At 61.6% G+C, this 25739-nt stretch carries 22 protein-coding genes; 6 read left to right on the top strand and 16 right to left on the bottom strand.

Annotated features, from left to right (window positions below; translation table 11 throughout):
* Positions 1 to 218: 218 nt before the first annotated feature.
* Positions 219 to 1295 carry a 4-hydroxyphenylpyruvate dioxygenase gene (hppD, locus tag ACEN8Z_RS17850; RefSeq protein ID WP_007979060.1) on the top strand — a complete coding sequence of 359 codons (1077 nt, stop codon included), beginning with the start codon at positions 219 to 221 and terminating at the stop codon, positions 1293 to 1295.
* A 126-nt stretch (positions 1296 to 1421) separates the two neighbouring features.
* Here hppD and rarD read toward each other — a convergent pair whose 3' ends face one another.
* From rarD to ACEN8Z_RS17835, 3 genes are all read right to left on the bottom strand, one after another.
* A complete protein-coding gene (rarD, locus tag ACEN8Z_RS17845) occupies positions 1422 to 2303 on the bottom strand; it encodes an EamA family transporter RarD (RefSeq protein WP_033052362.1) in 882 nt (293 codons plus the stop codon).
* Positions 2304 to 2493: 190 nt separating this feature from the next.
* Entirely contained in the window at positions 2494 to 3507 is a 1014-nt protein-coding gene (locus ACEN8Z_RS17840; RefSeq protein WP_495595100.1) for an aldo/keto reductase, read from the bottom strand.
* Between the two features lie 193 nt (positions 3508 to 3700).
* Positions 3701 to 5011, bottom strand: coding sequence for an MFS transporter (locus tag ACEN8Z_RS17835; protein ID WP_007997811.1), 1311 nt, complete (start codon positions 5009 to 5011; stop codon positions 3701 to 3703).
* Positions 5012 to 5181: 170 nt separating this feature from the next.
* On the opposite strand from ACEN8Z_RS17835, the gene ACEN8Z_RS17830 reads away from it, so the two are divergent.
* The 3 genes from ACEN8Z_RS17830 to ACEN8Z_RS17820 all read left to right on the top strand — a co-directional run bounded on the left by ACEN8Z_RS17830 (position 5182) and on the right by ACEN8Z_RS17820 (position 8971).
* Positions 5182 to 6303, top strand: a complete 1122-nt coding sequence (locus ACEN8Z_RS17830; RefSeq protein ID WP_495595099.1) for a sugar diacid recognition domain-containing protein — start codon at positions 5182 to 5184, stop codon at positions 6301 to 6303.
* 239 nt (positions 6304 to 6542) lie between these two features.
* Positions 6543 to 7703 (top strand): glycerate kinase, encoded by a 1161-nt coding sequence (locus ACEN8Z_RS17825; protein WP_495595098.1) that lies wholly within the window; start codon positions 6543 to 6545, stop codon positions 7701 to 7703.
* An 80-nt stretch (positions 7704 to 7783) separates the two neighbouring features.
* Positions 7784 to 8971, top strand: coding sequence for a pyridoxal phosphate-dependent aminotransferase (locus ACEN8Z_RS17820; protein ID WP_495595097.1), 1188 nt, complete (start codon positions 7784 to 7786; stop codon positions 8969 to 8971).
* A 207-nt stretch (positions 8972 to 9178) separates the two neighbouring features.
* Here the strand turns inward: ACEN8Z_RS17820 and ACEN8Z_RS17815 are convergent, their stop codons facing one another.
* From ACEN8Z_RS17815 to ACEN8Z_RS17770, 10 genes are all read right to left on the bottom strand, one after another.
* The gene (locus tag ACEN8Z_RS17815; RefSeq protein ID WP_495598148.1) at positions 9179 to 10156 is read right to left on the bottom strand and encodes a 2-hydroxyacid dehydrogenase; all 978 of its coding nucleotides are present in this window, start codon (positions 10154 to 10156) and stop codon (positions 9179 to 9181) included.
* A gap of 21 nt (positions 10157 to 10177) precedes the next feature.
* Entirely contained in the window at positions 10178 to 11476 is a 1299-nt protein-coding gene (locus ACEN8Z_RS17810) for an MFS transporter (RefSeq protein WP_495595096.1), read from the bottom strand.
* A gap of 104 nt (positions 11477 to 11580) precedes the next feature.
* Positions 11581 to 12567 carry a sugar kinase gene (locus ACEN8Z_RS17805; RefSeq protein ID WP_495595095.1) on the bottom strand — a complete coding sequence of 329 codons (987 nt, stop codon included), beginning with the start codon at positions 12565 to 12567 and terminating at the stop codon, positions 11581 to 11583.
* A complete protein-coding gene (locus ACEN8Z_RS17800) occupies positions 12560 to 13342 on the bottom strand; it encodes a sugar phosphate isomerase/epimerase family protein (RefSeq protein ID WP_495595094.1) in 783 nt (260 codons plus the stop codon). Before ACEN8Z_RS17800 ends, ACEN8Z_RS17805 begins: the two co-directional genes overlap by 8 nt.
* A gap of 171 nt (positions 13343 to 13513) precedes the next feature.
* Positions 13514 to 14539 carry a LacI family DNA-binding transcriptional regulator gene (locus tag ACEN8Z_RS17795; RefSeq protein WP_495595093.1) on the bottom strand — a complete coding sequence of 342 codons (1026 nt, stop codon included), beginning with the start codon at positions 14537 to 14539 and terminating at the stop codon, positions 13514 to 13516.
* 131 nt (positions 14540 to 14670) lie between these two features.
* Entirely contained in the window at positions 14671 to 15279 is a 609-nt protein-coding gene (locus ACEN8Z_RS17790) for a LysE family translocator (RefSeq protein ID WP_495595092.1), read from the bottom strand.
* A gap of 53 nt (positions 15280 to 15332) precedes the next feature.
* Positions 15333 to 16172 (bottom strand): AraC family transcriptional regulator, encoded by an 840-nt coding sequence (locus ACEN8Z_RS17785; protein WP_495595091.1) that lies wholly within the window; start codon positions 16170 to 16172, stop codon positions 15333 to 15335.
* A gap of 75 nt (positions 16173 to 16247) precedes the next feature.
* On the bottom strand, positions 16248 to 16889 hold the full coding sequence (locus tag ACEN8Z_RS17780) for a DUF1345 domain-containing protein (protein WP_495595090.1): 642 nt from the start codon (positions 16887 to 16889) through the stop codon (positions 16248 to 16250).
* Positions 16890 to 17072: 183 nt separating this feature from the next.
* Entirely contained in the window at positions 17073 to 20171 is a 3099-nt protein-coding gene (locus tag ACEN8Z_RS17775) for a multidrug efflux RND transporter permease subunit (protein WP_495595089.1), read from the bottom strand.
* Between the two features lie 15 nt (positions 20172 to 20186).
* Positions 20187 to 21344 carry an efflux RND transporter periplasmic adaptor subunit gene (locus ACEN8Z_RS17770; protein ID WP_495595088.1) on the bottom strand — a complete coding sequence of 386 codons (1158 nt, stop codon included), beginning with the start codon at positions 21342 to 21344 and terminating at the stop codon, positions 20187 to 20189.
* Positions 21345 to 21638: 294 nt separating this feature from the next.
* Between ACEN8Z_RS17770 and ACEN8Z_RS17765 the strand changes: the two genes are divergently transcribed.
* Both ACEN8Z_RS17765 and ACEN8Z_RS17760 read left to right on the top strand, forming a co-directional pair.
* Positions 21639 to 22340: a response regulator gene (locus ACEN8Z_RS17765; protein WP_495595087.1), complete on the top strand. Its 702-nt coding sequence runs from the start codon at positions 21639 to 21641 to the stop codon at positions 22338 to 22340.
* A 4-nt stretch (positions 22341 to 22344) separates the two neighbouring features.
* Positions 22345 to 23643: an ATP-binding protein gene (locus ACEN8Z_RS17760; RefSeq protein ID WP_495595086.1), complete on the top strand. Its 1299-nt coding sequence runs from the start codon at positions 22345 to 22347 to the stop codon at positions 23641 to 23643.
* Between the two features lie 197 nt (positions 23644 to 23840).
* Here the strand turns inward: ACEN8Z_RS17760 and ACEN8Z_RS17755 are convergent, their stop codons facing one another.
* From ACEN8Z_RS17755 to ACEN8Z_RS17745, 3 genes are all read right to left on the bottom strand, one after another.
* On the bottom strand, positions 23841 to 24602 hold the full coding sequence (locus ACEN8Z_RS17755) for an anti-sigma factor (RefSeq protein ID WP_495595085.1): 762 nt from the start codon (positions 24600 to 24602) through the stop codon (positions 23841 to 23843).
* Positions 24602 to 25084 carry an RNA polymerase sigma factor gene (locus ACEN8Z_RS17750; RefSeq protein ID WP_495598147.1) on the bottom strand — a complete coding sequence of 161 codons (483 nt, stop codon included), beginning with the start codon at positions 25082 to 25084 and terminating at the stop codon, positions 24602 to 24604. Before ACEN8Z_RS17750 ends, ACEN8Z_RS17755 begins: the two co-directional genes overlap by 1 nt.
* 66 nt (positions 25085 to 25150) lie before the next feature.
* On the bottom strand, positions 25151 to 25693 hold the full coding sequence (locus tag ACEN8Z_RS17745) for a tetratricopeptide repeat protein (RefSeq protein WP_108228240.1): 543 nt from the start codon (positions 25691 to 25693) through the stop codon (positions 25151 to 25153).
* Positions 25694 to 25739 lie beyond the last annotated feature (46 nt).

Here is a 25739-nt window from a genome sequence, read left to right as displayed (position 1 = left end):
TAGAATCGGTTTACGCATACAATAATAATCGTCTTCTGGCAGCAGAAGCCTCGCCCGCAAGAGCCTTGGGTCGACAATGAAGATATTCGGGTTTCAACTGATCTACGGTGATTTTCTCGCCCGCAGCGTGCGGGGCATCTCCTGTGCGCCACCCACCGGTCTCAGCATTGCTTACAACTAACCTTAGTTAATTGATAAAAAATGATGAGGCGCCAACCATGGCAGATTTATACGAAAACCCAATGGGCCTGATGGGCTTTGAATTCATCGAGCTTGCATCGCCGACCCCGAACACCCTGGAGCCGATCTTCGAGATCATGGGTTTCACCAAGGTGGCGACCCACCGTTCCAAGGACGTGCACCTGTATCGCCAGGGCGCGATCAACCTGATCCTCAACAACGAACCCCACAGCGTGGCCTCGTACTTCGCGGCCGAGCACGGTCCGTCGGTGTGCGGCATGGCGTTTCGCGTCAAGGATTCGCAGAAGGCCTACAAGCGTGCCCTGGAACTCGGCGCCCAGCCGATTCACATTGAAACCGGCCCGATGGAGCTGAACCTGCCGGCGATCAAAGGCATCGGCGGCGCGCCGCTGTACCTGATCGACCGTTTCGGTGAAGGCAGCTCGATCTATGACATCGACTTCGTGTTCATCGAAGGCGTTGACCGCCACCCGGTCGGGGCCGGCCTGAAGATCATCGATCACCTGACCCACAACGTGTATCGCGGTCGCATGGCCTACTGGGCCAACTTCTACGAGAAGCTGTTCAACTTCCGCGAAATCCGCTACTTCGACATCAAGGGCGAATACACCGGCCTGACCTCCAAGGCCATGACCGCACCCGATGGAATGATCCGCATCCCGCTGAACGAAGAGTCGTCCAAGGGCGCCGGGCAGATCGAAGAGTTCCTGATGCAGTTCAACGGCGAGGGCATCCAGCACGTCGCTTTCCTGTCCGATGACCTGCTCAAGACCTGGGATCACCTGAAAAGTATCGGCATGCGTTTCATGACCGCGCCGCCGGACACCTACTACGAAATGCTCGAAGGCCGCTTGCCGAACCACGGCGAGCCGGTGGGCGAACTGCAAGCGCGGGGTATTTTGCTGGACGGATCGTCCGAGTCGGGCGACAAGCGTCTGCTGCTGCAGATCTTCTCGGAAACCCTGATGGGGCCGGTGTTCTTCGAGTTCATCCAGCGCAAGGGCGACGACGGTTTCGGCGAAGGCAACTTCAAGGCGCTGTTCGAATCCATCGAGCGTGACCAGGTTCGTCGTGGCGTTCTCTCCACCGACTAAACCGTTACACCGATAAAACTGTGGGAGCGGGCTTGCTCGCGAAAGCGGTTGTACATTCAACATTAATGTTGACTGACACACCGCAATCGCGAGCAAGCCCGCTCCCACATTTGTTTTTGCGTGGCCTCAAGCTCTGCGCTGTCGGACCAAGTGCTTGAACCCTTCGAACATCAGCACCAGCACGGCCATCCAGATCGGGATGTACGTCAGCCATTCGCCGGCCTTGATACTCTCTCCCAGCAGCAACGCCACGCCCAGCAGCAGCACCGGTTCGACGTAGCTCAACAGGCCGAACAGGCTGAACGGCAGCAGGCGGCTGGCAATGATGTAGACCACCAGTGCCGACGCGCTGATCACGCCGAGCATCGGAATCAGCAGCGACAACCATGGATGCTGGTCAAACACACCGAAACCTTGTGCGCCACTCTGAACGAACCATAAGGCCACCGGCAGCGTCAATGCCATGTCCAGCCACAAACCGCCGAGATTGTCCGCCGCCAGCCGTTTGCGCACGACGAAGTAGGTCGGATAACCAATGCAGACCAGCAAGGTCGCCCAGGAAAAACCACCGACCTGATACACCTCGTTGATCACGCCCAGGCAGGCGAACACCACGGCGATTTTTTGCAGATAGGACAGGCGTTCGCCATAGGCCAGGCGGCCGGTCAAAACCATGGTCAGCGGCAGCAGGAAATAGCCGAGTGATACGTCGAGGCTGTAGCCGTTGAGCGGCGCCCACATGAACAGCCACAGTTGCACGCCGAGCAGGGCAGAGGAGGCGATCAGCCCGCCAATCAGTTTCGGGTTGGCCATGGCGCGCCGCACAATTTCGAGCACGCGTTTCCATTCCCCTGACCACACCATGAACACGGTCATGCAGGGCACGGTCAACAGCATGCGCCAACCGAAGATTTCCACGCCGCTCAAGGGGGTGAGCAGCGACGTGTAGTAATACATGACGGCAAACAGCACCGAGGCTGAAACCGATAGAGCGATACCTTTAGACAAGCTGTCCTCGCGATGTTGAAGGTGAAACAGGGGGGCGGAGGATACGTGGTTTTCGGGCCGAATACTGACCAATCAATCAACACAGTCCGAATGTAGGAGCGAGCTTGCTCGCGATGGTGTGTCAGTTGACATCCATGTAGCTGACCCACCATCGCGAGCAAGCTCGCTCCTACAGAGGTTTTGTGTTTTTTCAGGTGTTGCGAGGTTTACGCCCCGACACAAAATGGCTCACATCATTGAACCCCGGTGTCGACGCATGTCCCGGCGTCACCAGCGAATCGATGAACGCCTCGTCCTGCGCCGTGATCTTCACCGCCTGCGCCTTAGTGTAGGCATCCCACTGCGCTTCGGTGCGCGGCCCGACAATGGCTGAGGTGACTGCGCTGTTGTTCAGCACCCAGGCAATCGCGAACTCGACGATGCCGACACCGCGTTCCTGGGTGTATTGCTGGATTTGCTGGGCAATACGCAGGGATTCGACGCGCCATTCGGTTTCCAGGATGCGTTTGTCCTGGCGTCCTGCACGGCTGTTGGCGTCCGGTTGCACATCCGGCGCGTACTTGCCGCTGAGTACCCCGCGCGCCAGCGGGCTGTAGGGCACCACGCCCAGACCGTAGTTTTGTGCAGCCGTGATTTGCTCGGTTTCGGCCTGGCGGTTGACGATGTTGTACAGCGGCTGGCTGATTACCGGCCGGTCGACCCCCAGCTTGTCGGCCACGCGAATCACTTCAGCGATACGCCAGCCACGGTAGTTCGACAGGCCCCAATAGCGGATTTTGCCCTGGCGAATCAGATCACCAATGGCCGATACCGTGACTTCCAGCGGCGTATTGTGGTCTTCACGGTGCAGGTAATAGATGTCGAGGTAGTCGGTGCCCAGGCGGGTCAGGCTCGCATCGATGCCGTTGAACAGGTGCTTGCGGCTCAGGCCGCTGCGGTTGGGGATGCCGTCCACGGGACCGAAGCCGACTTTGGTGGCCAGCACCCATTCATGACGGCGGCTGGCGATGGCCTCGCCGACGATTTCCTCGGAACGACCGTTGGTGTAGACGTCGGCGGTGTCGATGAAATTGATGCCCTGGTCCCAGGCCTTGTCGATGATTCGCAGGGAATCTTCGGTGCTGGTCTGTTCGCCGAACATCATGGTGCCCAGGGTCAGGGTGGACACCTGCAGACCCGAATGACCCAGTGTGCGATAGCTCATGAGCAAATCCTTTTACCAGTGGGAAAGGCTCAATCAGATACCAGAACAGTCGCGGGGATCAAACAGAAATATCAAACACCGCAGATCAAAATGTGGGAGCGAGCTTGCTCGCGATGGCGGTTTTACATTCAACATCTGTGTTGACTGACAGTCCGTCATCGCGAGCAAGCTCGCTCCTACAGGGGGGTGTTGATCAGGCGCGCAGGGTGCGTGTCATGCGCAACGCAAGCAGACTGCCGCAGACAATCACACCCGCCAGCAGGTACAGCGCCGCATCGGTCGAACCGGTGCTGTCCTTGACCCAACCCACCAGATACGGGCTGAGGAAGCCGGCCATCTGTCCCATCGAGTTGATCAGCGCCAGGCCACCCGCAGCGGCGCCGGCACTGAGCAGGGCGGTCGGCACCGGCCAGAACATCGGCAGGCCGGTGAGGGCGCCCATGGTGGCGATGGTCAGGCCGAGAATGGCGATGGCCGGGTTGGCGGCGAAGTTCACAGCGATCAGCAGCCCCAGCGCCCCCATCAACATCGGCACCACCAAATGCCAGCGACGTTCTTTGCGCAAGTCCGCCGAGCGGCCAACCATCAGCATGAACACCGCTGCCAGCAGGTACGGAATCGCACTGAGCCAGCCGATTACCAGGTTATCGTTGAAGCCCAGGTTCTTGATGATCGATGGCAGCCAGAAGTTGATCGCGTACACACCACTCTGGATGCAGAAGTAGATCAGGCCGAAGGCCCAGATCGCCGGGTTCTTGAACACTGCCAGCAGCGAATCAGTCGTGGTTTTCGGTTTGTTGGCCAGATCGAAGGCGTGGTCGGCTTCCAGCACCGAACGCTCGAACGGGGTCAGCCATTTGGCATTGGCGTAACTGTCGCTGAGCAGGAAATAAGCCAGCGCACCGAGGATCACGGTTGGAATGCCTTGCAGCAGGAACATCCACTGCCAGCCGGAGAGACCGCCCTGGCCTGCGGCGAAGTGGTTGAGAATCCAGCCAGAGAACGGGCTGCCCAACAGACCGGATACCGGGATCGCCGACATGAACAAGGCCATGATGCGGCCCCGGCGGAAGGTCGGGAACCATTGCGAGAGATACAACACCACGCCCGGGAAGAACCCGGCTTCGGCGGCACCGGTGAACAGGCGCAGGGTATAGAACTCGGTCGGGGTGGTGACGAACAGCAGGCAGGTCGACAGCATGCCCCAGGTGATCATCATCAGCGCGATCCAGCGCCGCGGGCCGAACCTGGTCAGGGCCAGGTTGCTTGGCACGCCGCACAGTACGTAACCGATAAAGAAGATGCCAGCACCGAGGCCGTACACGGTTTCGCTGAATTTCAGTGCGTCGAGCATCTGTAGCTTGGCAAATCCAACGTTTACCCGGTCGAGGTAGTTGAACAGGTAGCAGATGAAAATGAAGGGGATCAAACGCAGGGTAATGCGTTTGTAGACGGCGTTTTTGTCGTCAGCTATGGCGTCGGACGCTACGGCGCTCTGTGTCATGGCGGCTCTCTCTTTATTATGATTTTTTGCGATGCAAAGGGTAACGTTGATCGCCAGGAGAGTCTCGACCACCCTCAGGGTGGCTGTCTTTGTGCCTGAGCACAGGGTTTGCAACCAAGGCCTGTGCGGGTGAACAACCCGTTCCATCACCGTCTTCAAGGATCACTTGCATGTTCGAACTCGATCACGACCTGGCCCAGGACATCGTCGACCGGGCGATGGCCATCCTGCCGTACAACGTCAACGTCATGGACAGCCAGGGCCTGATCCTTGGCAGCGGCGAGCCGGAGCGGGTCAACACCCGGCATGAAGGCGCACAACTGGTATTGGCCAACGGCCGCGTGGTGGAGATCGATGCGCAGACGGCGATTCATCTCAAGGGTGTGCAACCGGGCATCAACCTGCCGTTGTTGCTTGATCAGCGCCTGATCGGTGTATTGGGTATCACCGGCGAGCCCGAGCAACTGCGTACCTACGCCGAACTGGTGCGCATGACCGCCGAAATGCTGGTGGGCCAGCGCAACCAGCAGGCCGAACAGCAATGGCGGCGCCAGCGCTGCGATGATTTGCTGGCGTTGCTACTCAGCGAAGCCGGGGATTCTCCGCGACTGGTCGATGAAGCGCAGCAGTTGGGCCTCAAGCCACAGATGACCCGAGTGCCGTACCTTTTCGAGCTGGGCCTGGAGCACGCACCCGGGCAAACGGTCGAGGCACTCAGTGCCTGGTTGACGAGCCGGTACCCCGACAGTTGGTGCGTGAGCTCGGCGAAAACCTCGCTGCTCTGGTGCCGGCCAGCCAGCCAGTCGGTCGAGAACGAGCGCTTGCTGGACAAACTCGACGGCCTGGGCTGGAACATCCTGCGCATAGCCGTGGGTGGTCAGGCCGATGGGCTGGCGGGTTTGCGCCGCTGCTATCGCCGGGTCGGTGACTTGCTGGCCTACGGTCGCGATGTGTTGCCGCGCTCCAGATTGCTGACGCTGACCCGCTATCGGCTACCGGTGATGCTCTGGCGCCACCGCAACGACGACGCCCTCGACGAATTGCTCAGCCCGCTGCGCAAGGTCATCGCCAAGGACAGCAATGGTCAGTTGCTGGCGACCCTGCGCAGTTGGTGCGAACACGACGGCCAGAGCCAGGCTTGCGCCGATGCCCTGGGCATCCATCGCAACAGCCTGCGTTATCGAATGGAACGCATCGCCGAACTGAGTGGAGTTGATCCACTACGCCTGGATGGCATGCTCGCACTGTACCTCGGCGTGCAACTGCTCCCCGAGTCAGACTCAATTTCGTGAGCGACAAAATCCCCCTGTAGGAGCGAGCTTGCTCGCGAAAAACCAGAGGACGCCGCGGTAAGTCTGATTTCCCGCGTCATCGTTACCCTCCATCGCGAGCAAGCTCGCTCCTACAGGTGAAACGTCTACCTCGGGCTTTGTGGAAATGAACAATAATCCTCAAAGCCGCTTGTGCAGCGGACCGGCGTTATTGTTCATGCCTGCTGGCAGCATGGGGACATTGGAACTGGAGAATTCCCATGAAAATCGTGATCGCCCCCGATTCGTTCAAGGACAGCCTCAGCGCTCAAGGCGTGGCCGACGCCATTGCGTTGGGGCTGGCGCAGGTATGGCCGGATGCTCAATTGATCAAATGTCCGATGGCCGACGGCGGGGAAGGGACTGTCGAGTCGATCCTGGCCGCGTGCGAAGGCGAACAGCGCCGCACCCTGGTTCGCGGGCCGCTGGGGCCGACGGTGGATGCTGCCTGGGGCTGGTTGCCGCAGAGCCACACCGCGATCATCGAGATGGCCGAGGCCAGCGGTTTGCAGTTGGTCCCGGTGGCTCAACGGGATGCGTGCATCAGCAGCACCTTTGGCACCGGACAATTGATCCGTGCCGCGCTGGATGCCGGTGCACAACGGGTGATCCTGGCGATTGGCGGCAGTGCGACCAATGACGGCGGCGCCGGTGCCATGCAGGCCTTGGGCGTGAAACTGCTGGACGCTCAGGGGCAGACGCTGTCACCGGGCGGCCTCGCCCTTGGGCAATTGGCCCGCGTCGACCTGAGCGAGATTGATCCGCGTCTGGCGCAGGTACGCTTCGACATCGCCGCTGACGTCAACAACCCGCTGTGCGGCCCCCACGGAGCTTCGGCGATTTTCGGCCCGCAAAAAGGCGCCTCGCCCGCGCAGGTCGAACTACTGGACCGCGCCCTCGGACACTTTGCCGACCATTGCGCGACTGCCTTGAACAACGACGTGCGCGACGAACCGGGCAGCGGCGCGGCGGGTGGCCTGGGGTTTGCCGCCAAAGCGTTCCTGGGCGCGCAGTTCAAGGCCGGGGTCGAAGTGGTTGCCGAACTCGTGGGCCTGGCCGACGCCGTTGCCGGCGCCGATCTGGTGATCACCGGCGAAGGGCGTTTCGATGCGCAAACCTTGCGCGGCAAGACGCCGTTTGGTGTGGCGCGTGTCGCCAGGCAGCACGACGTTCCGGTCATCGTCATTGCCGGAACGCTGGGCGAGGGTTATCAGGCGCTCTATGAACATGGCATCGACGCTGCGTTTGCCCTGGCGAGCGGGCCGATGACTCTGGAACGGGCTTGTGCCGAAGCACCGCGCTTGCTGCGTGAGCGGGCGAGCGATGTGGCGCGGGTGTGGCGGGTGGCCAGGGCCCAGGTGCGGATCGGGCCCGAAGAATAAAGGGCATCCCTGCAATAGTGGCGCATTTCCTGATTTGAGATAGGGTTGAGGCTGGAGCACCCGCGCGACAGGAGAAAGACATGCGCTATTCAGCCTTGACTCAACGAATCGCCGGTGACGGAGCGGCGGCCTGGCAGATTCACGATCGAGCGCTGGCGTTGCGCGAGCAGGGCGTCGATGTCTTGCTGCTGTCGATCGGTGACCCGGATTTCGACACGCCGCAACCGATTGTCCAGGCGGCCATCGCCAGCCTGTTGGCCGGTGATACGCACTATCCTGAAGTGCGCGGCAGTCGAGGGCTGCGCGACAGCATTGCCCGCCGGCATCGGCACCGTAGCGGTCAGGCGGTGGATGCCGAACATGTGATCGTCTTTCCAGGCGCGCAGTGCGCTGTGTATTCGGTGGCGCAATGCCTGCTCGATCCGGGCGATGAGGTGATAGTCGCCGAGCCGATGTACGTGACTTATGAAGGCGTGATCGGCGCTTGTGCGGCCACAGTGGTCCCGGTGCCAGTGCGTCCGCAGAACGGGTTTCGCGTCGACCCGGCGGATGTCGCGGTACGGATCACGCCGAAAACACGCGCCATCCTGCTCAACAGTCCGAACAATCCATCCGGCGCCAGTTTGTCACTGGCGAGCTGGCAGGAGCTGGCGGCGCTGTGCATTCGCCACGATTTGTGGCTGATCAGCGATGAGGTCTACAGCGATCTGCTGTACGAAGGTGAGCACATCAGTCCGGCGAGTCTGCCGGGCATGGCCGAACGGACGGCGACGATTAACAGCCTGTCCAAGTCTCACGCCATGAGCGGCTGGCGAGTGGGCTGGGTGATCGGGCCCAAACCCATGGCCGGGCATCTGGTCAACTTGTCGCTCAGCATGTTGTTCGGTATCCCGGATTTCGTGCAGAACGCCGCGCAGTTGGCGCTGGACCGGGACCTGCCGGAAGTGGCCTCGATGCGCGAAGAGTATCGCCAGCGTCGTGACCTGGTGTGTGCAAGCCTCGATCATTGCGCCGGTCTGCGGGCGATCCGCCCCGATGGCGGCATGTTCGTGATGGTCGATGTGCGCCCCACCGGTTTGTCGGCCCAGCATTTCGCCGAGCGGCTGCTGGAAGGGTACGGCGTGTCGGTATTGGCCGGTGAAGCCTTCGGGCCGAGTGCGGCGGGGCATATCCGCATCGGCCTGGTGGTCGATCGGCCGAAACTGGCGGATGCCTGCCGGCGCATCGCGCTGTGTGCCACGGACTTGCTCGAAGCACGCCGCGCCTGATGCCACCACTCGGCCCGTAGCAGCTGGCGAAGCCTGCGTTCGGCTGCGTAGCAGTCGTGAAATCAGGCGACTCGGTGTTCAGGTAGACCTCGCACTCAGGTTTGACGACTGCTGCGCAGCCGAACGCAGGCTTCGCCAGCTGCTACAGGGGATGCGGTACGGGGCCGGGGGGTATTGGACCATCCGATAAAGGATTATCTAACTTCCTCAACCCCGCCACGCCGCCCCATTCACCAGGTTCACCGGCCGCTCACCCGCCAGCGCCGCCAATAGATTGTCCACCGCGCAGCTGGCCATGGCTTCCCGCGTTTCATGGGTCGCCGAGCCTATGTGCGGTGTCGCTACCACATTGTCCAGCTGTAAGAGTGGCGAGTCGGGATTCAACGGCTCGCGCTCGAAAACATCCAGTCCCGCCGCGCGAATCTGCCCGGCACGCAACGCCTCGATCAGCGCCGCTTCGTCCACCACCTTGCCCCGGGAGATGTTGATGAAGATGCTCTGCGGGCGCATCAGGGCGAACTGTTCGGCGCCGATCAGGCCTTCGGTATCCGCGGTCAGTGGCAGCGTCAGGCAGATGAAGTCCGCTTGTTGCAGCAGTTCGGGCAGGGTCCGGTACTGCGCATTGAAACGCTGCTCCACCGCCGGTTTCGGCGAGTGGCTGTGATAGATCACCGGCATGCCGAAACCGCAATGCCCGCGCTGGGCCAGTGCCTCGCCGATGCGCCCCATGCCGATGATGCCCAGGGTCTTGCCATGCACGTCGCTGCCGAAATGCGTGGGGCCGATGTTGCGCTGCCATCCGCCTGCGCGAACGAGGTTCGCCAGTTCCACCACGCGCCGGGCCGTGGCCAGGATCAAGGCGAAGCCGGTGTCGGCGGTGGTTTCAGTGAGCACGTCCGGCGTGTTGCTGAGCAGGATGCGCCGCTCGCTCAGGTAGTCGATATCGTAGTTGTCGACGCCCACCGAAACGCTGGCAATGGCTTGAAGGTTCGGCGCCAGGTCGAGCAGTCCGGCATCCAGTTTCAGGCTGGCGCCGAGCAGGCCGTGGGCGCGGGGCAGGGCGTCGCGCAGCTTGGCCAGACCTACGCTGTCGAGGTTGTCGATCAGCGTCACTTCGGTCTGCTCGTGCAGGCGCGCCATCAACAGCGGCGAGAGTTTCTTGTACAGGACGACCTGTTTTTTCATGGTGTTCATCTCGACATCAATTCAGGAATGGGCTGTGGCGGTGCGCACTACAGTAGCCGTGGGCCGCTCCCGGTCGCTGGCACCGGGCTTGAGGAAAATCGTCAGTACCACCGAGAACATCAACGCGCCGCTCATCAACAGGTACGAGGCGCCGGGCGAGCCGGTGGAGCTGTTCAGGTAGCCGACCAGCCAGGAGCCGCCAAACGAACCGAGGGCGCCCATGCTGTTGATCAGCGCCATGGCGCCACCGGCAACGTTGGCCGGGAGGATTTCCGGAATGATCGCGAAGAACGGGCCGTAGGGCGCGTACATACAGGCGCCGGCAATCACCAGCAGCGTGTAGGACCACCAGAAATGCTCGGCACCGAGGGCATAGGAGCCGTAGAACGCAATCGACGCGATCAGCAGCGGCGGCCAGACGAAGCGTTTGCGTTTTTGCAGCTTGTCCGAACCCCAGGACACCAACAGCATGCCGATCACTGCCGCCAGGTACGGCAGCGCGGAGAGCCAGCCGGCCTGGACCATGTCCATCTGCGCGCCGGCCTTGAGGATCGACGGCAGCCAAAGCACGAAGCCGTAGACGCCGATGCTCCAGCAGAAAAACTGCAAGGCCAGGATGATCACTTTCGGCGAGCGGAAAGCTTCGGCGTAGTTCTTCACGGCCTTGATGCCAACCTGCTCGGCGGCCAGTGCGCTTTCCAGATCCTGCTTTTCCTGATCGTTTAGCCACTTGGCTTGTGACGGACGATCATCGGCCAGACGCCACCAGATGAAAGCCCAGAGCACTGCCGGCAAACCTTCGACAATGAACATCCAGCGCCAGCTGTAGTGCTGCACCAGATACCCCGACACCACCGACATCCAGAGCATGGTCGCCGGGTTGCCGAGAATCAGGAAGGTGTTGGCCCGCGAGCGTTCTGCGCGGGTGAACCAGTGGCACAGGTAGATCAGCATCGCCGGCATCACCGCGGCCTCGACCACGCCGAGCATGAAGCGAATGACGATCAGCCAATAGGCGTTGGAGACGATACCAGTCAAAGTCGCGAGGCTGCCCCAAAGGATCAGACTGACGAAAATCAGCTTCTTCACACTGTGTTTCTGCGCGTAGATCGCGCCAGGTACCTGGAAGAAAAAGTAGCCGAGGAAGAACAGCGCGCCGAGCATCGACGACAGTCCCGGTGTGATCATCAGGTCGGCGGCCATCCCGGAGGCGGCGGCAAAGCCGTAGTTGGCACGATCCAGATACGCCAGGCTGTAGGTGATGAACACGATGGGCATGATGTACCACCAGCGGCGGGTGGCGAGCGTTGCGGTTTTCATGAGTGGTGCTCCTGAGCTTGTTGTTTTTGTCGCAGCAGGTAACGGTTGGATCTTCAGTGCCTGTACTGGCCTCATCGCGAGCAAGCTCGCTCCCACAGGGGGATTTACGTTGGAATACGATCCAGTGTGGGAGCGAGCTTGCTCGCGATGGCGGCCTCAAATTCGCTGACCATTTCGGATCGGGTAGGCAACCCCTCCATATCCCCCCGACTCTGCACCGCACGGCTGCCAATCCAGTTGGCGCGCGTCACGGCATCGGCAAAGCTGTGGTTTTCCAGAAGTGCGCTGATCATGCCCACAGCAAAACCATCGCCGGCGCCCACCGTATCGACCACCGTTTCCACCGGCACCCCGGCGACGAAACCGGCATCCAGGTGCGTGCGGTAATAAGCACCGTGCGGCCCCAGTTTGATCGCCACGGCTTCGGCGCCCTGGTCGAGGTAGAACGCGGCGATGTCCGCCGGGTCTTCGAAACCGGTCAGCAAGCGACCTTCACTCAACCCCGGTAGCACCCAATGGGCGAGGGCGGCGAGGCGGTTGATCTCGGTGATCATTTGTTGCTCGCTGGCCCACAGGCCGGGACGCAGGTTCGGGTCGAAGGACACGCTGCGCCCGGCATCGCGCATGCGGTTCATCAATTCGAACGACATCTGCCGGGCCGTTTCCGACAACGCCGGGGGGATGCCGGTGGCGTGCAGGTGCCGGGCCTTGAGCAATTCGGGGACAATCGAGTGCGACGACAGGTGACTGGCCGCAGAGCCGCGTCGGAAGTACTCGACGCAGGGGTCGCTGCCATCATCCGTGCGGGACTTGAGTTGAAAACCGGTGGGGTGGGCAGTGTCGATGTCGACGTGACGGCAATCCAGGCCTTCTTTTTCCAGGGTATCGACAACGAACCGACCCAACGAATCGGCCCCGACGCGGCTCAACCACGCCACCTTGAACCCCAGCCGCGACAAACCGATCGCAACATTGCTGTCAGCTCCGGCGATGCGTTTGTGGAAAGCGCTGACCTCGGCCAGGTCGCCAGCCTGCTCGGCGACGAACATCGCCATGGTTTCACCGAACGAGAGGATATCGAACTCAGACATGAGCGCTCTCCAACTGCCATTGGCCGAGGTGAGCGAGGGCGGCCACATGTTCGCGGGTCAGTTGCACCAGGTCATCGCCTTGCAGCGGATATTCCGCTGCCCGCATAACGCCTTGGGCCATGTGCCTCAGCAGGTGTTCCCACTGTTGCAAGTCGCTGGCGGCCGGCGGGATGGCGACCAGCTTGCCATCGGCGCGACGGGTGACCGCTTTGCAGTGCACATAGCCGACGTGGCGTCCGAGAAGCCGCGCGGCGCTGGCGGCGGACTGGTCCTGCCAGTGCCAGTTGCCGATATCGAAGGTCATTTTGATCGGCAGCTTGTGCTGTTCGACGTCCGCGAAAAAACGCTGGAACGGCTCGATGCGACCACCGTGCAAGGTCTGGTCGTTTTCCACCAGTAACTGCACGGGGCTTTGCCCGAGCATGCGGGCGAGGGCCTGCAGGTCGCAGTTGTCTGTGAAATAGCCCAGCGACACTTTCAGCCAATTGGCGCCGAACGCCTGGGCGCGTTGCAAGGCGGCGATCAGCTCGGCGTTGGGTTTCGATTGGCCGGCCAGCCACAATTCCATCGGTGAGGAGTAGACACTTTCCAGGCCCTCGGCCTGGGTCGCCTCCGCCAGTTGCGCGGGCACTTCGCCGGTCAGCAATTCTTCGCGCCATTCGATGCGCGTGGCGCCGGCGGCGGCCAGTATTTCGATGAAACTCCCTTGGCCGCGTTGGCGCACAAGTTCGGCGCCGTAGCTCGACAGGCTGATGGAAACGGCTGGTTTGTTCATTGTTGTTTTACCTCTGAAACCGGTTTCATTTTTGTTCAAAAAAATAGTGGGTGATCTTGATGGCCTCTTCGCGAGCAAGCCCGCTCCCACAGTGATTTTTGTCGTTCACAAATGTTGTGTACCCCTGAGACTCTTGTGGGAGCGGGCTTGCCCGCGAAGAGGCCCGAACATTCACCGAGAACTTCCAAGGGTCGACCCTCTAACAATCAACCGCGCCGAAAAATCCAGAGTCCTCACCGCCCCGTCATCCCCGCGCAACCGCTTGAGCAAACACTCAAACGCACTGGCGCCAATCTCGGTGGTCGGCTGGGCCAGCGCGGTTATCCCGCTACCCACCAACGGATACCAATCCAGATCATCCAGAGCAATCAGACCCACATCCTCGAACAGCTTGCACTTGAGCTCACGCAACGCATGGGTGCAGGCCAGCGCCGCAATCCCGTTCGCGCAAAACAATGCTTTCGGGCCAGGGCCGGGCGTGTCGAGAAAGGTTTTAAGTTGTGCGGTCAGTTCGCTGCCAGTTTCGATGATGCTGCCATGGAGGGCCGGGCGCAGGGCAATTTGCGCCTTGAAACTGCCGACCCGTTCGATCCGTGAACTGGTGCCATCGAACGGTTCGGTCACCATCAACACATCGCGGTAGCCACGCTCTTCAAGATGCGCGAGGGCCATTTCAACGGCTGCCGGATTGTCCAGCCCGACCATGTCGCTCTCAAGGTCCTCGACCTTGCGGTCCACCAGCACCAGGGGCATTTCCCGGTGCAGCTCGTGCAACTCGTCACGGTGATGGCCGAGGGTGTTCACGATCAGGCCTTCGATGTTGTACGAGCGCAGCAAGGCCAGGTGTTGGCGTTCCTGCTCATCATCGCGGTCGGTGTTGCACACCACCAGGCTGTAGCCGTGCTGACGGCAGGCGGTTTCCACCCCGTGCATCACGGCAATCGAATAAGGGTTACGGATATCGGCCACCAGCATGCCGATCAGGCGGGTACGTCCGCGCTTCAGGCCGCGGGCCATCTGGTTCGGGCGATAGCCCAACTCCGCAATCGCCTGCTCGATGCGTTGGGCAATGGCATCGGAGAGCAGGGCGCGGTCTTCGCCGATGAACCGCGAAACGCTGGCCTTGGAGACCTTGGCGTGTTCAGCCACGTCAAGCATGGTCACGCGGCTGCGCTGGGCGGCGGAGAAATCGTTCACGGTCTGAAACCTTCTTATTGGTTTTATGAGGTTTGCGCATTGCGCTGAAACCGGTTTCAGAAGACACCAAAAGCCAATTCGCCGTCAAGCCCCGGATTGTCAATTGTCGAACAAACACCGACGGGTGGCGTTCAGGCCAGCACGCTCAGCCATGCTGAACCCAGCAGCAACAGGCCCATGCAGCGATTGAAACGTTGCATGGCCCGAGGCGAGCGCAACCAGCGACTGGACCCGGCACCGAGCAGCGCCCAAATACCCAGACAGGGCAAGGAGATCAGGAAAAACACCCATGAAAGATTGATCACATGGACGAGCCGATTTTCGCCAGCTCCAGCGAAGACACTGACCACCGCCAGCGCCATCATCCAGGTTTTCGGATTGATCCATTGCAGGCTGGCGGCGCCCACCCAACCCAGTCGAGCCCCGGTTTTCTGCGTGCTGATGGCTTCGGCCGGGGAACGGATAATCTGCCAGGCCAGATAACTCAGCCACGCCACGCCGACCCATTGCATGACGGTTTGCAACGTGGGCCAGGCCGTCAGTGACGAACCAATGCCTGTGCCCACCAGCAACACCAGCGTCGCGGCACTGGCGCAGGCGCCGAAAATGATCGGAACCGCGGCGCCCAAGCCGTATCGGGCACTGTTGCTGAGCACCAGAATGTTGGTCGGCCCGGGTGTGATGGACGCCACAAAGGCAAAGAGCAAGAAAGGCAGTAACGTCGGGAAAGAGGACAGCATCGCGGGCAAACTCCGGTAAAGATCAGTGAAGTCGATCTTCACAATCTCCGGCGTTATTTGTCTGGAAGATTTGAGCAGCGCTTGCGATACAGCGCCGGTGTCAGTCCATAGGCACGCATGAACCAGCGCCCCAGATGGCTCTGATCGGCAAAGCCCAGTTCCATGGCTACGGCCGCCGGTTGCTCGCCACGGGCCAGCAGGCGCCGCGCGGTGGCCAGGCGCAACTGCACCAGATAAGCGTGGGGCGCCATGCCATAGGCGGCCTTGAACGCGCGGGTCAGGCGGAAGCGGTCGACGCCGGTGACGGCCGCCAGTTGATCGAGGCCGATGTCGTATTGCGCATTGGCATGCAGGTATTCCCGGGCCTTTTGCGCCACTTGCGGCAGACGCGGATCCTGGCCATCGCGAGCACGCCAATGCAAATGGCTGGTCAGGCGTTCGAGCAATCCGTCGAGGGCGGTCTGACGGACGATTTTCAGTTCACCGCGATGCAGGGTTTCAAACGCCAGGCTGGTGGCCTGGGCCAGGCGCGTATCGCTGGCCAGGGTGGCGGCGAAGCTCAGTTGGCTGTGGTCGGGAGCATGATCGAACACGGCGCTGAGTTCGCGCTGCAACCACTGCGGGTCGAGGTACAGCATGCGGTAGGTAAAACCGTCCGCGGTCGGCGCTTCACCGTCATGGATGTCGCCCGGTTCGAGCAGAAACACTTTGCCCGGCGTGCTCTGGTGCCTGGCCCGCCGGCAGTTGAATTGCTGGACGCCTTGTTCGGTAACGCCTACCAGATAACTGTCATGCCAGTGTGGGTCGTAGGCATGCCCTTCGAAATGCGCGCGCAGGGTCTCGATACCGGTGTCGGCGTCCCGGGCCAGATCGAGCCAGTTATGAGTGGACATGCAGCACCTGTGAGAAAGATGGCTGACTGATTTAACGCCGCGTCGAGGACGATGACTAGAACGTTTGTGCAGCTGTCAGTTGAACAGCCCGGCGGCAATGTTGATCGAGAATCCAAGGATGGCCGTGTTGAACAGAAAACCGATCAACGATTGCGCCAGTACTATCTTGCGCAACTCCCGGGTCGCCACGCCTACGTCCGAGGTCTGCACCGCTACGCCGACGGTGAAGGAGAAATACAGGAAGTCCCAGTAATTGGGGGTCGTCAGGCCTTCGGCAAAGCGCAGTGCCGGTTCCTTGCCTTCCCAGGTGTAGAACAGTCGCGCGTAATGCACGCTGAAAATCACCCCGATCAGCAGCCACGAGCCGATCACCGTCAGCGCGGTGAAGCCGTAGTGCAACAGCTTGCGCGTGGTTTCCAGGTCCTTGCTGCCCGCCAGTTCGAAGGTGATGGTTGCCAGGCTGGCCAGTGCCGCGATGCACACGAGTGCCAGCACCAGCCCGGCGTTTTCGTCCTCGATTTCGGCGATGCGTTTTACGTCAGTCGCTTTCGAGCGCACGGTGAGCCAGAACATCAACAGCAGGTAGATCCAGACGCCGGCATTCCAGCCGAAGAGGATTTTGCTGATCAGCGAATCGGCCGGAGCCAGAATGCCCACCGCGATGCCCAGCAGGATGGCGGCGGACAGGCGAGGGTGGGTGTGGGTGAGGAAGGACATGGAGGCTCGATGGGGTTGGGGCTATGCAAACACCTTAGCCCAGGTGACCCCATTCTTGAAATCAATGAGACCCCTTGTAGGAGCGAGCCTGCTCGCGATAGCGGTCTAACAGTCAACATGGATGTTGAATGTGATGGCCTCATCGCGAGCAGGCTCGCTCCCACAGGTAATCGGTGATGTTGGTCAGGTGTTTTTATGTCGTTTGCGCACCAGTTTCATCACCACCACAAAAAACACCGGCACGAATACTACCGCCAACGTCGCTGTGATCATCCCGCCGATCACCCCGGTGCCGATGGCCTGCTGGCTTGCCGAACTGGCGCCGGTCGCGATCGCCAACGGCACCACGCCCAGGATGAACGCCAGCGAGGTCATGACAATCGGCCGCAACCGCAGGCGTGCCGCTTGCAGGGTCGCGTCGATCAGGTCGTGGCCTTCGTCGTACAGGCTCTTGGCGAACTCGATGATCAGGATCGCGTTCTTCGCAGACAGGCCGATGATGGTGATCAGCCCGACCTTGAAGAACACATCGTTGGGCATCCCGCGCAAGGTCACGGCCAGCACCGCGCCGAGCACGCCGAGCGGCACCACCAGCAGTACCGAGGTCGGGATCGACCAGCTCTCGTACAACGCCGCCAGGCACAGGAACACGATCAACAGCGACAGCCCCAGCAGAATCGGCGCCTGGCTACCGGACAAACGTTCCTGCAACGACAACCCGGTCCATTCCTGGCCCAGGCCGGCCGGGCCTTGCGCCACCAACCGCTCGATCTCGGCCATGGCCTCACCGGTGCTGTGGCCAGGCGTCGGCTCACCGGAAATGCTGATCGCCGGGTAGCCGTTGTAGCGGGTCAGCTGCGCCGGGCCCTGAGTCCACGTGGCCTGCACGAAGGCTGACAACGGCACCATTTTTTCATGGGTGTTGCGCACGTGAATCTTCAGAAGGTCAGCCACCTGGCTGCGCTGGTCGCCCTCGGCCTGCACCACGACGCGCTGCATCCGCCCCTGATTGGGGAAGTCGTTGATGTAGGCCGAGCCTACGGCCGTGGACAGTACGTTGCCGACGTCGGCAAAGGACACGCCCAGCGCGTTGGCCTGCTTGCGGTCGACGATCAATTGCACCTGCGGTGCTTCGGCCAGGGCGCTTTCGCGCACGTTCATCAGGATCGGGCTTTTTTCGGCCGCCGCGAGTAACGCGGTACGGGCCTCCATCAATTTCGCATGCCCGAGACCGCCACGATCCTGCAGGCGGAACTCGAATCCGCTGGAGGTACCGAGGCCATCCACGGGCGGCGGCAGTACGGCAAACGTCACCGCGTCCTTGATCTGGCTGAGGGCGACGTTGGCCCGGTCGGCAATCGAGCCGGCCGAATCGTCGCTGTCCCGCTCGGACCAGTCTTTCAGCGTGCTGAACGCCAGCGCCGCATTCTGCCCGCTGCCGGAGAAGCTGAAACCGAGAATCACCACGCTGTCCCGGATACCCGGTTCCCCTGCGTTGTGCGCCTCAACCTGCTCGGCCACCTGCACCGTGCGGTTCTTGCTCGCACCCGGTGGCAGTTGAATGTCGGTGATGGTGTAACCCTGGTCTTCCACCGGCAGGAACGAAGAGGGCAGGCGACTGAAGCTCACGCCAAGACCCACCAGCAGTACGCCGTAGATCAGCAGAAAGCGCCCGCTGCGTTTCAGCGCATAGGCGACCCAGCCTTGATAGCGCCCGGTCAGTTGCTCGAAGCGACGGTTGAACCAGCCAAAGAAACCGGTTTTTTCATGGTGCTCGCCTTTGGCAATCGGCTTGAGCAACGTCGCGCACAAGGCCGGGGTCAAGGTCAGGGCGAGGAATGCCGAGAACAGGATCGAGGTGGCCATCGACAGCGAGAACTGCTGGTAAATCACCCCGACCGAACCCTGCATGAAGGCCATCGGAATGAACACTGCCACCAACACCAGGGTGATACCGATGATTGCTCCGGTGATCTGCTTCATGGCCTTGCGCGTGGCGTCCTTGGGCGACAAGCCTTCGGTGGCCATGATCCGCTCGACGTTCTCCACCACCACGATGGCGTCGTCCACCAGAATGCCGATGGCCAGCACCATGCCGAACATGGTCAGCACGTTGATCGAAAACCCGAGCGCCAGCATCGTCGCAAAAGTGCCCATCAACGCCACCGGCACTACCAGCGTCGGAATCAGCGTGTAGCGGATGTTTTGCAGGAACAGGAACATCACCGCGAACACCAGCAGCATGGCCTCGCCGAGGGTGTAGACGACCTTGGTGATCGACACTTTGACGAAGGGCGAGGTGTCATACGGGATCTTGTATTCGACGTTCGCCGGGAAATAGCGCGACAGCTCATCCATCTTCGCCCGCACCAGGGTCGCGGTGTTCAGCGCATTGGCGCCGGGTGACAACTGCACGGCGACGGCGGTGGACGGCTTGCCGTTCAGGCGCGTGGAAAACTGGTATTCCTGGCTACCGATCTCGACCCGCGCCACATCGCTGATGCGCACGGTCGAACCGTCCGGGTTGGCCTTGAGGACGATGTCGGCAAACTCTTCGGGGGTCGACAACTGGCCCTTGACCAGAATGGTCGCGGTGATTTCCTGGGTGGTGCGGGTCGGCAGATCACCGATGCTACCAGCCGACACCTGGGCGTTCTGCGCCACAATGGCGGCGTTGACATCCGCTGGCGTCAGGTTGAAGGCGAGCAGTTTCTGCGGGTCGATCCAGATCCGCATCGCCCGTTCGGCACCGTACAACTGTGCCTTGCCGACACCGTCCAGACGCTTGATCTCGTTCATCACGTTGCGCGCCAGATAATCGCTGAGCGCTACGTCGTCGAGTTTGCCGTCGCTGGACGTCAGGGTGATCAACAGCAGGAAGCCGGAGGAGACTTTCTCTACCTGCAAACCTTGCTGGGTCACCGCTTGCGGCAAGCGCGACTCCACGGCTTTCAGGCGGTTTTGCACATCGACCTGTGCCAGTTCCGGGTTGGTGCCGGGCTGGAAGGTCGCCTTGATGGTGGCGCTGCCCAGGCTGCTCTGGGATTCGAAATACAACAGGTGATCGGCGCCGTTGAGCTCTTCCTCGATCAGGCTGACCACGCTCTCGTCCACGGTCTGCGCCGAAGCGCCCGGATACACGGCGTAGACTTCGATCTGCGGCGGCGCGACATCGGGGTATTGCGCCACCGGCAGTTGCGGAATGGCCAGTGCACCGGCCAGCAGGATGAACAGGGCAACCACCCAGGCGAACACCGGGCGGTCGATAAAGAACTGCGGCATAAAAAAGCGTCCTGCTTACTGACCAGTCACCTGGGCAAGTGGAAGAGGGGTGTCGTCGATCTGTACTTTTTCGCCGACGCGAGCGTGCTGCAAGCCCTCGATGACGATGCGGTCGCCCGCTTTCAGGCCGGCGGTGACGATCCAGCGATCATTCTGCACGGCACCCAGTTCGACTGGTTGCTGCCCGACTTTCTGTTCAGCGTCGAGCAGCAGCACCTGGGCGATGCCGGCGCTGTCGCGCTGGATGGCCCGCTGCGGCACGCTGATGCCCTGCTGGTTGACCGCTTGTTCCAGGCGTACGCGCACGAAACTGCCGGGCAGCAAGTCGAGGTCGGGGTTGGGGAACTCGCTGCGCAGGATGATCTGGCCGGTGCCCGGGTCGACGCTGATGTCGCTGAACAGCATTTTGCCCGGCAGCGGGTAGAGGCTGCCGTCATCCTGAATCAGCGTGGCCTTGGCCTGGTCCTGGCCGACCTGCTGCAACTGGCCGGAACGGAAGGCGCGGCGCAGTTCGTTGAGTTCGCGGGTGGACTGGGTCAGGTCGGCATGAATCGGGTTTAGCTGCTGAATCAGCGCCAGCGGCGTGGTTTCGTTCTGCCCGACCAGCGCGCCTTCGGTGACCAGCGCCCGGCCGATGCGCCCCGAAATCGGCGCGGTGACGGTGGCGTAACCGAGGTTCAGTTTCGCCCGTTCCACGGCAGCTTTACTGGCGGCAACATCGGCGGCAGTCTGCCGTGCATTGGCCCGGGCGTTGTCGTAGTCCTGACCGCTGATGGCCTTGTCGTCGATCAACTGGGCGTAGCGCTGTTCCTGCAATCTGGCCTGGAACGCGTTAGCTTCGGCCTTGCGCAGCGCTGCTTCGGCGCTGTCCAGGTCAGCCTTGAAGGGCGCCGGGTCGATGCGGAACAAAACATCGCCTTGTTTCACATCACTGCCTTCACGGAAGGTCCGCTGCAAGACTACGCCGGCCACGCGGGCACGCACTTCGGCCATGCGTGGCGCAGCAATCCGCCCGCTCAGTTCGCTGCTGATGGTCAGTGGCCGCGCTTCGATGGTCTCGATGCGCACCGTGGCCAGCGGCGCCTGTTCCTCGGCGTTCGAGGACTTGTCACACGCAGCCAGTGTCAACGCCAGTGCAATCAGACTGAGCCTGGCAAGCAGATTCTTCGACATGTAATACCCCATTAAAGACTCCCGGCATCCTACCGGGCGAAGGCGAGGGTAGCGGTGAAGCTTTGTTGGTGCTGTGTGAAATTGTGTAAGGGTTTTACTCAGAGACGAGTGAGGGCGTATATCCTTCAGTCCTTGAATTTTTATTGCGCCTGTTCCGGCCTCATCGCGGGCAAGCCCGCTCCCACAGTGGTCAGTGGTGTTCACAGAGAGTGTGTCCACATCAAATCCCTGTGGGAGCGAGCCTGCTCGCGATGACGATTTGTCAGACGCCACAGCACTTTCTGGAAACACCCAATGCCCAACATCCTCCTGGTCGAAGACGACACCGCCCTCGCCGAACTGATTGCCAGCTACCTGGAACGCAACGGTTATTCCGTCAGCGTGATCGGTCGCGGTGATCATGTGCGCGAACGTGCACGGCTCAATCCGCCGGACCTGGTGATCCTCGACCTGATGCTGCCCGGCCTTGACGGCCTGCAAGTCTGTCGCCTGCTGCGTGCCGATTCGGCGACCTTGCCGATCCTGATGCTCACCGCCCGCGACGACAGCCACGACCAGGTCCTGGGCCTGGAAATGGGCGCCGACGACTACGTGACCAAGCCCTGCGAACCGCGGGTGCTGCTGGCCCGGGTGCGGACCTTGTTGCGCCGCAGCAGCCTCAGCGAGCCGCAGACCGTCAATGACCGCATCCTGATGGGCAACCTGTGCATCGACCTGTCCGAACGCACCGTGACCTGGCGCGAGCAAATGGTGGAACTGTCCAGCGGTGAGTACAACCTGCTGGTGGTACTGGCCCGACATGCCGGTGAAGTGCTGAGCCGCGACCAGATCCTGCAACGCCTGCGCGGCATCGAATTCAACGGCACCGACCGTTCGGTGGACGTGGCGATTTCCAAGTTGCGGCGCAAATTCGACGACCACGCCGGCGAGGCGCGCAAGATCAAGACCGTGTGGGGCAAGGGTTATCTGTTCAGCCGCTCCGAGTGGGAATGCTGAGCCGATGTTCAGAATCCTCTTTCGTTTGTACCTGGTGACCATCGTCTCGTTCAGCGCGGCGATTTATCTGGTGCCGGATTTGGTGATCAAGGTCTTTCATGAGCGCTTCATGACCTACAACCTCGATTACTCCCGAGGCCTGCAAACCCTGATCGTCAAACAGTTCAAGGCCGTGCCAACCGAACAATGGCCGGCCTTGGCCGCAGACATGGACAAGGAGTTTCATCCGCTGCACATCGTCCTTAGCGGCAACGACGATGCGGAATTTTCCCTTGATGAGCAGCAGCGATTGCAGCGCGGCGAGAACGTGGTGCGGATCGGCGACTGGGGCTGGCGCACTTTGGCAGTGGCACCACTGAACGAGCGCAGCGTGGTGCAAATGGTCGTGCCGCCGGACCCGATGGACGTCAGCCTGTTGTACTGGAGCATCAACGTGCTGATCGGCGCGACCATGCTCGCGTGCCTGTTGCTGTGGTTGCGCCCGCACTGGCGCGACCTGGAACGCCTGAAAAGCGCGGCGGAACGCTTCGGCAAGGGCCACTTGAGCGAGCGCACGCAGATTGCCCCGAGTTCCAACATCGGCAGTCTGGCCAACGTCTTCGACACCATGGCCGGCGACATCGAGAACCTGTTGAACCAGCAGCGCGATCTGCTCAACGCAGTTTCCCATGAACTGCGCACACCGCTGACACGGCTGGATTTTGGCCTGGCGCTGGCCCTGTCCGACGACTTGCCTGCCACCAGCCGCGAACGCCTGCAAGGGCTGGTCGATCACATCCGTGAGCTCGATGAACTGGTGCTGGAACTGCTGTCCTACAGCCGCCTGCAAAACCCGGCGCGGGTTCCGGAGCAAGTCGAGGTGTCGCTTGACGAATTCATCGACAGCATTCTGGGCAGCATCGATGACGAACAATCCCCGGACATCGTCATCGACGTATTGCTCCACGGCCAGTTCGAACGCTTCAGCCTGGACCCGCGCCTGACTGCCCGCGCCCTGCAAAACCTGCTGCGCAACGCCATGCGCTACTGTGAAAAGCGTATTCAGATCGGTGTGCAGGTCTATGCCGGCGGCTGTGAAATCCGGGTCGACGATGACGGCATCGGCATTCCGGATGACGAGCGCGAGCGGATCTTCGAACCGTTCTACCGCCTCGACCGCAGTCGCGACCGCGCCACGGGCGGCTTCGGTCTGGGACTGGCAATCAGCCGCCGCGCACTGGAGGCCCAGGGCGGCACGCTGACGGTGCAAGCCTCACCGCTGGGCGGGGCGCGGTTTCGCTTGTGGTTGCCGACGTTGGTTTGAATCTGCGGTTAGCTCCCACGTACTTCAGCGCTTCGATGACCCCGTGTCTGGCAAATCAAATCCGTAGCAGCTGTCGAGCCTGCAAGGCAGCGTTCGACTGCGAAGCAGTCGTAGACTCAGGTAAACCGCACTCTCAGGGGCTGCGAGGACTGCGTCCTCGAACGCAGCCTCGCAGGCTCGGCAGCTGCTACACAGCATCAGACACTCAAGCGTGTGCGCAACAGCCTGGCCATCTCCTCCAGATCCGCCATCGGCTGATGCCCGATCAGCATCCAGGCGTGTTCCATATCGGCCCAGTACACGATATTCAGCTCGCGCCGCTGTTCCCGGGCGAAATGACGGCTGCCGCTGTTGGAGCGGGTGACGCACAGCGCCATGGGACCGTGGGCCGGGTCGAGGTAGGTGATCTGGGCGATGGGTGCGCCGTCGTACTCGAGGATTTGCGCACGCTTGAACTCGGCACGGGGCAGGCTCAGTTTTGCCGGAGCGAGGTTCAGGCCCAGGCGCGCATCGATGGTCCGCAGTTGTGCCCGTTGCGCGGCTTCATCACTGGGTAAATGATCCAGGGTTTCCGGCACGTAGAGTGCCATATAATCGGCCACCAGGCCGCGCCAGTTGCGTGTCTGCCGACTCGCTTGCCAGCCGAGGAATAAACGGTCCGCCAGCACGCCGCCAGCCAACAACCCGGCCGCTGCGGCAAGGAACCAGCGTCGGCTAAGGCCGGGGCGGGCGGGTGAGGGCAGCGTGGCGAGCATGGCTTGCAGGCGGTCCACCGGTGCCTGTCGGGCCAGTTCATCGTAGGCGTCCTTGAACGGCAGGCTGCTGCGATTCAGCCATTGCAGGCGCAGGCCGAGCATCGGATCGGCAATGATGGCCGCGTCGATGCGCGAGCGCTGCTCGGTATCGAGTTGATTGTCGAGGTAAGCCACCAGTTGTTCGTCCGAGGGTCTCGCGTTCATCAATGTTCTCCTCGGTAGGGGTTGGGCACCGCGTGCAGCGGCGGATATTCGGCCAGTTTCGCTCGTGCGGCGGCCAGGCGACTCATGACCGTGCCGATGGGCACTTGCAGCACTTCGGCGACTTCGCGGTAGGACAAGCCTTCGACGTAGGCGAGAAACACCGTTTCGCGCTGGGTCTCGGGCAACGCATCGACGCGGCGGATGACCTGCGCTGCCAATACGTGCGTCTGCGCCACGGATTCACCATCGAACGACAAGGCCTCATCGGCGTCCACGCAGCCCTGACCCTGACGCACCCGCCGGGCGCGGACTTCGTTGAGCCAGATCGAATGCAGAATGCTCAGCAGCCAGCGGTCCATGCGCGTCCCCGGCACGTATTGCCCGGCCCGTTCCAGCGCCCGCACGCAGGTGGCCTGCACCAGGTCATCGGCGACATGCCGTTGCCGGGACAGCAACAGGCCGTAGCGCCATAAACGCGCCAGATGCTGGTTCAGTTCTGTTCGTATTGCCTGATCGCTGGCGATGGCGACCTCCGTCCGCTCGGGTTGTCAGGTTTTTGATGAACCGTTGATGGCTTCGGCCAAGTCCTGGTACTCCTCGCACTGGGTGTTGCCGCAGATGGATTTGATCTGCTGCAGTTGCTCCTGCGCGAGATCCAGCCGGCCTTTGACCACATAGGCCTCGCCGAGGTATTCGCGGACTTGCGCGTACTGCGGGTCGAGTTTCACCGATTGCAGGTAATAGCCGATGCCTTCGTCGGTGCGCCCCAGTTTACGCGTTGCGTAGCCGCGATAGTTCAGCGCTTTTGCCGTATTTGGCTGTTTCAGCGTGTCGAGCAGGGCCAGGGCTTCCTCATAACGCCCGACCTTGGCCAGTTGATAGGCATAGTTGGTGCGGTCTTCGTCCGGCACCAGGTTGCTGGTCTGCCTGACGCAGCGATGCGATCTGGTATCCAGTACCTGACCTTTCGGGCAGCTGGGCCTGGTGGGCATGTCATCACCGCCGCCACCACCGTTGGCCAGGGCGAGGGACCCGGATAACGCGACGGTCAGCAACAGCGGGGTCATCAGAACGGCAAAACGAATATTCATGGGCTTTGCTCCATTGGTTCATGGGGTTCGGATCAGGTCGCGCCCG

This window comes from Pseudomonas sp. Pseusp10, assembly GCF_059492225.1.
Note: the sequence above shows the minus strand (reverse complement) of the source record. Positions and strands in the feature narration are given on the sequence as shown.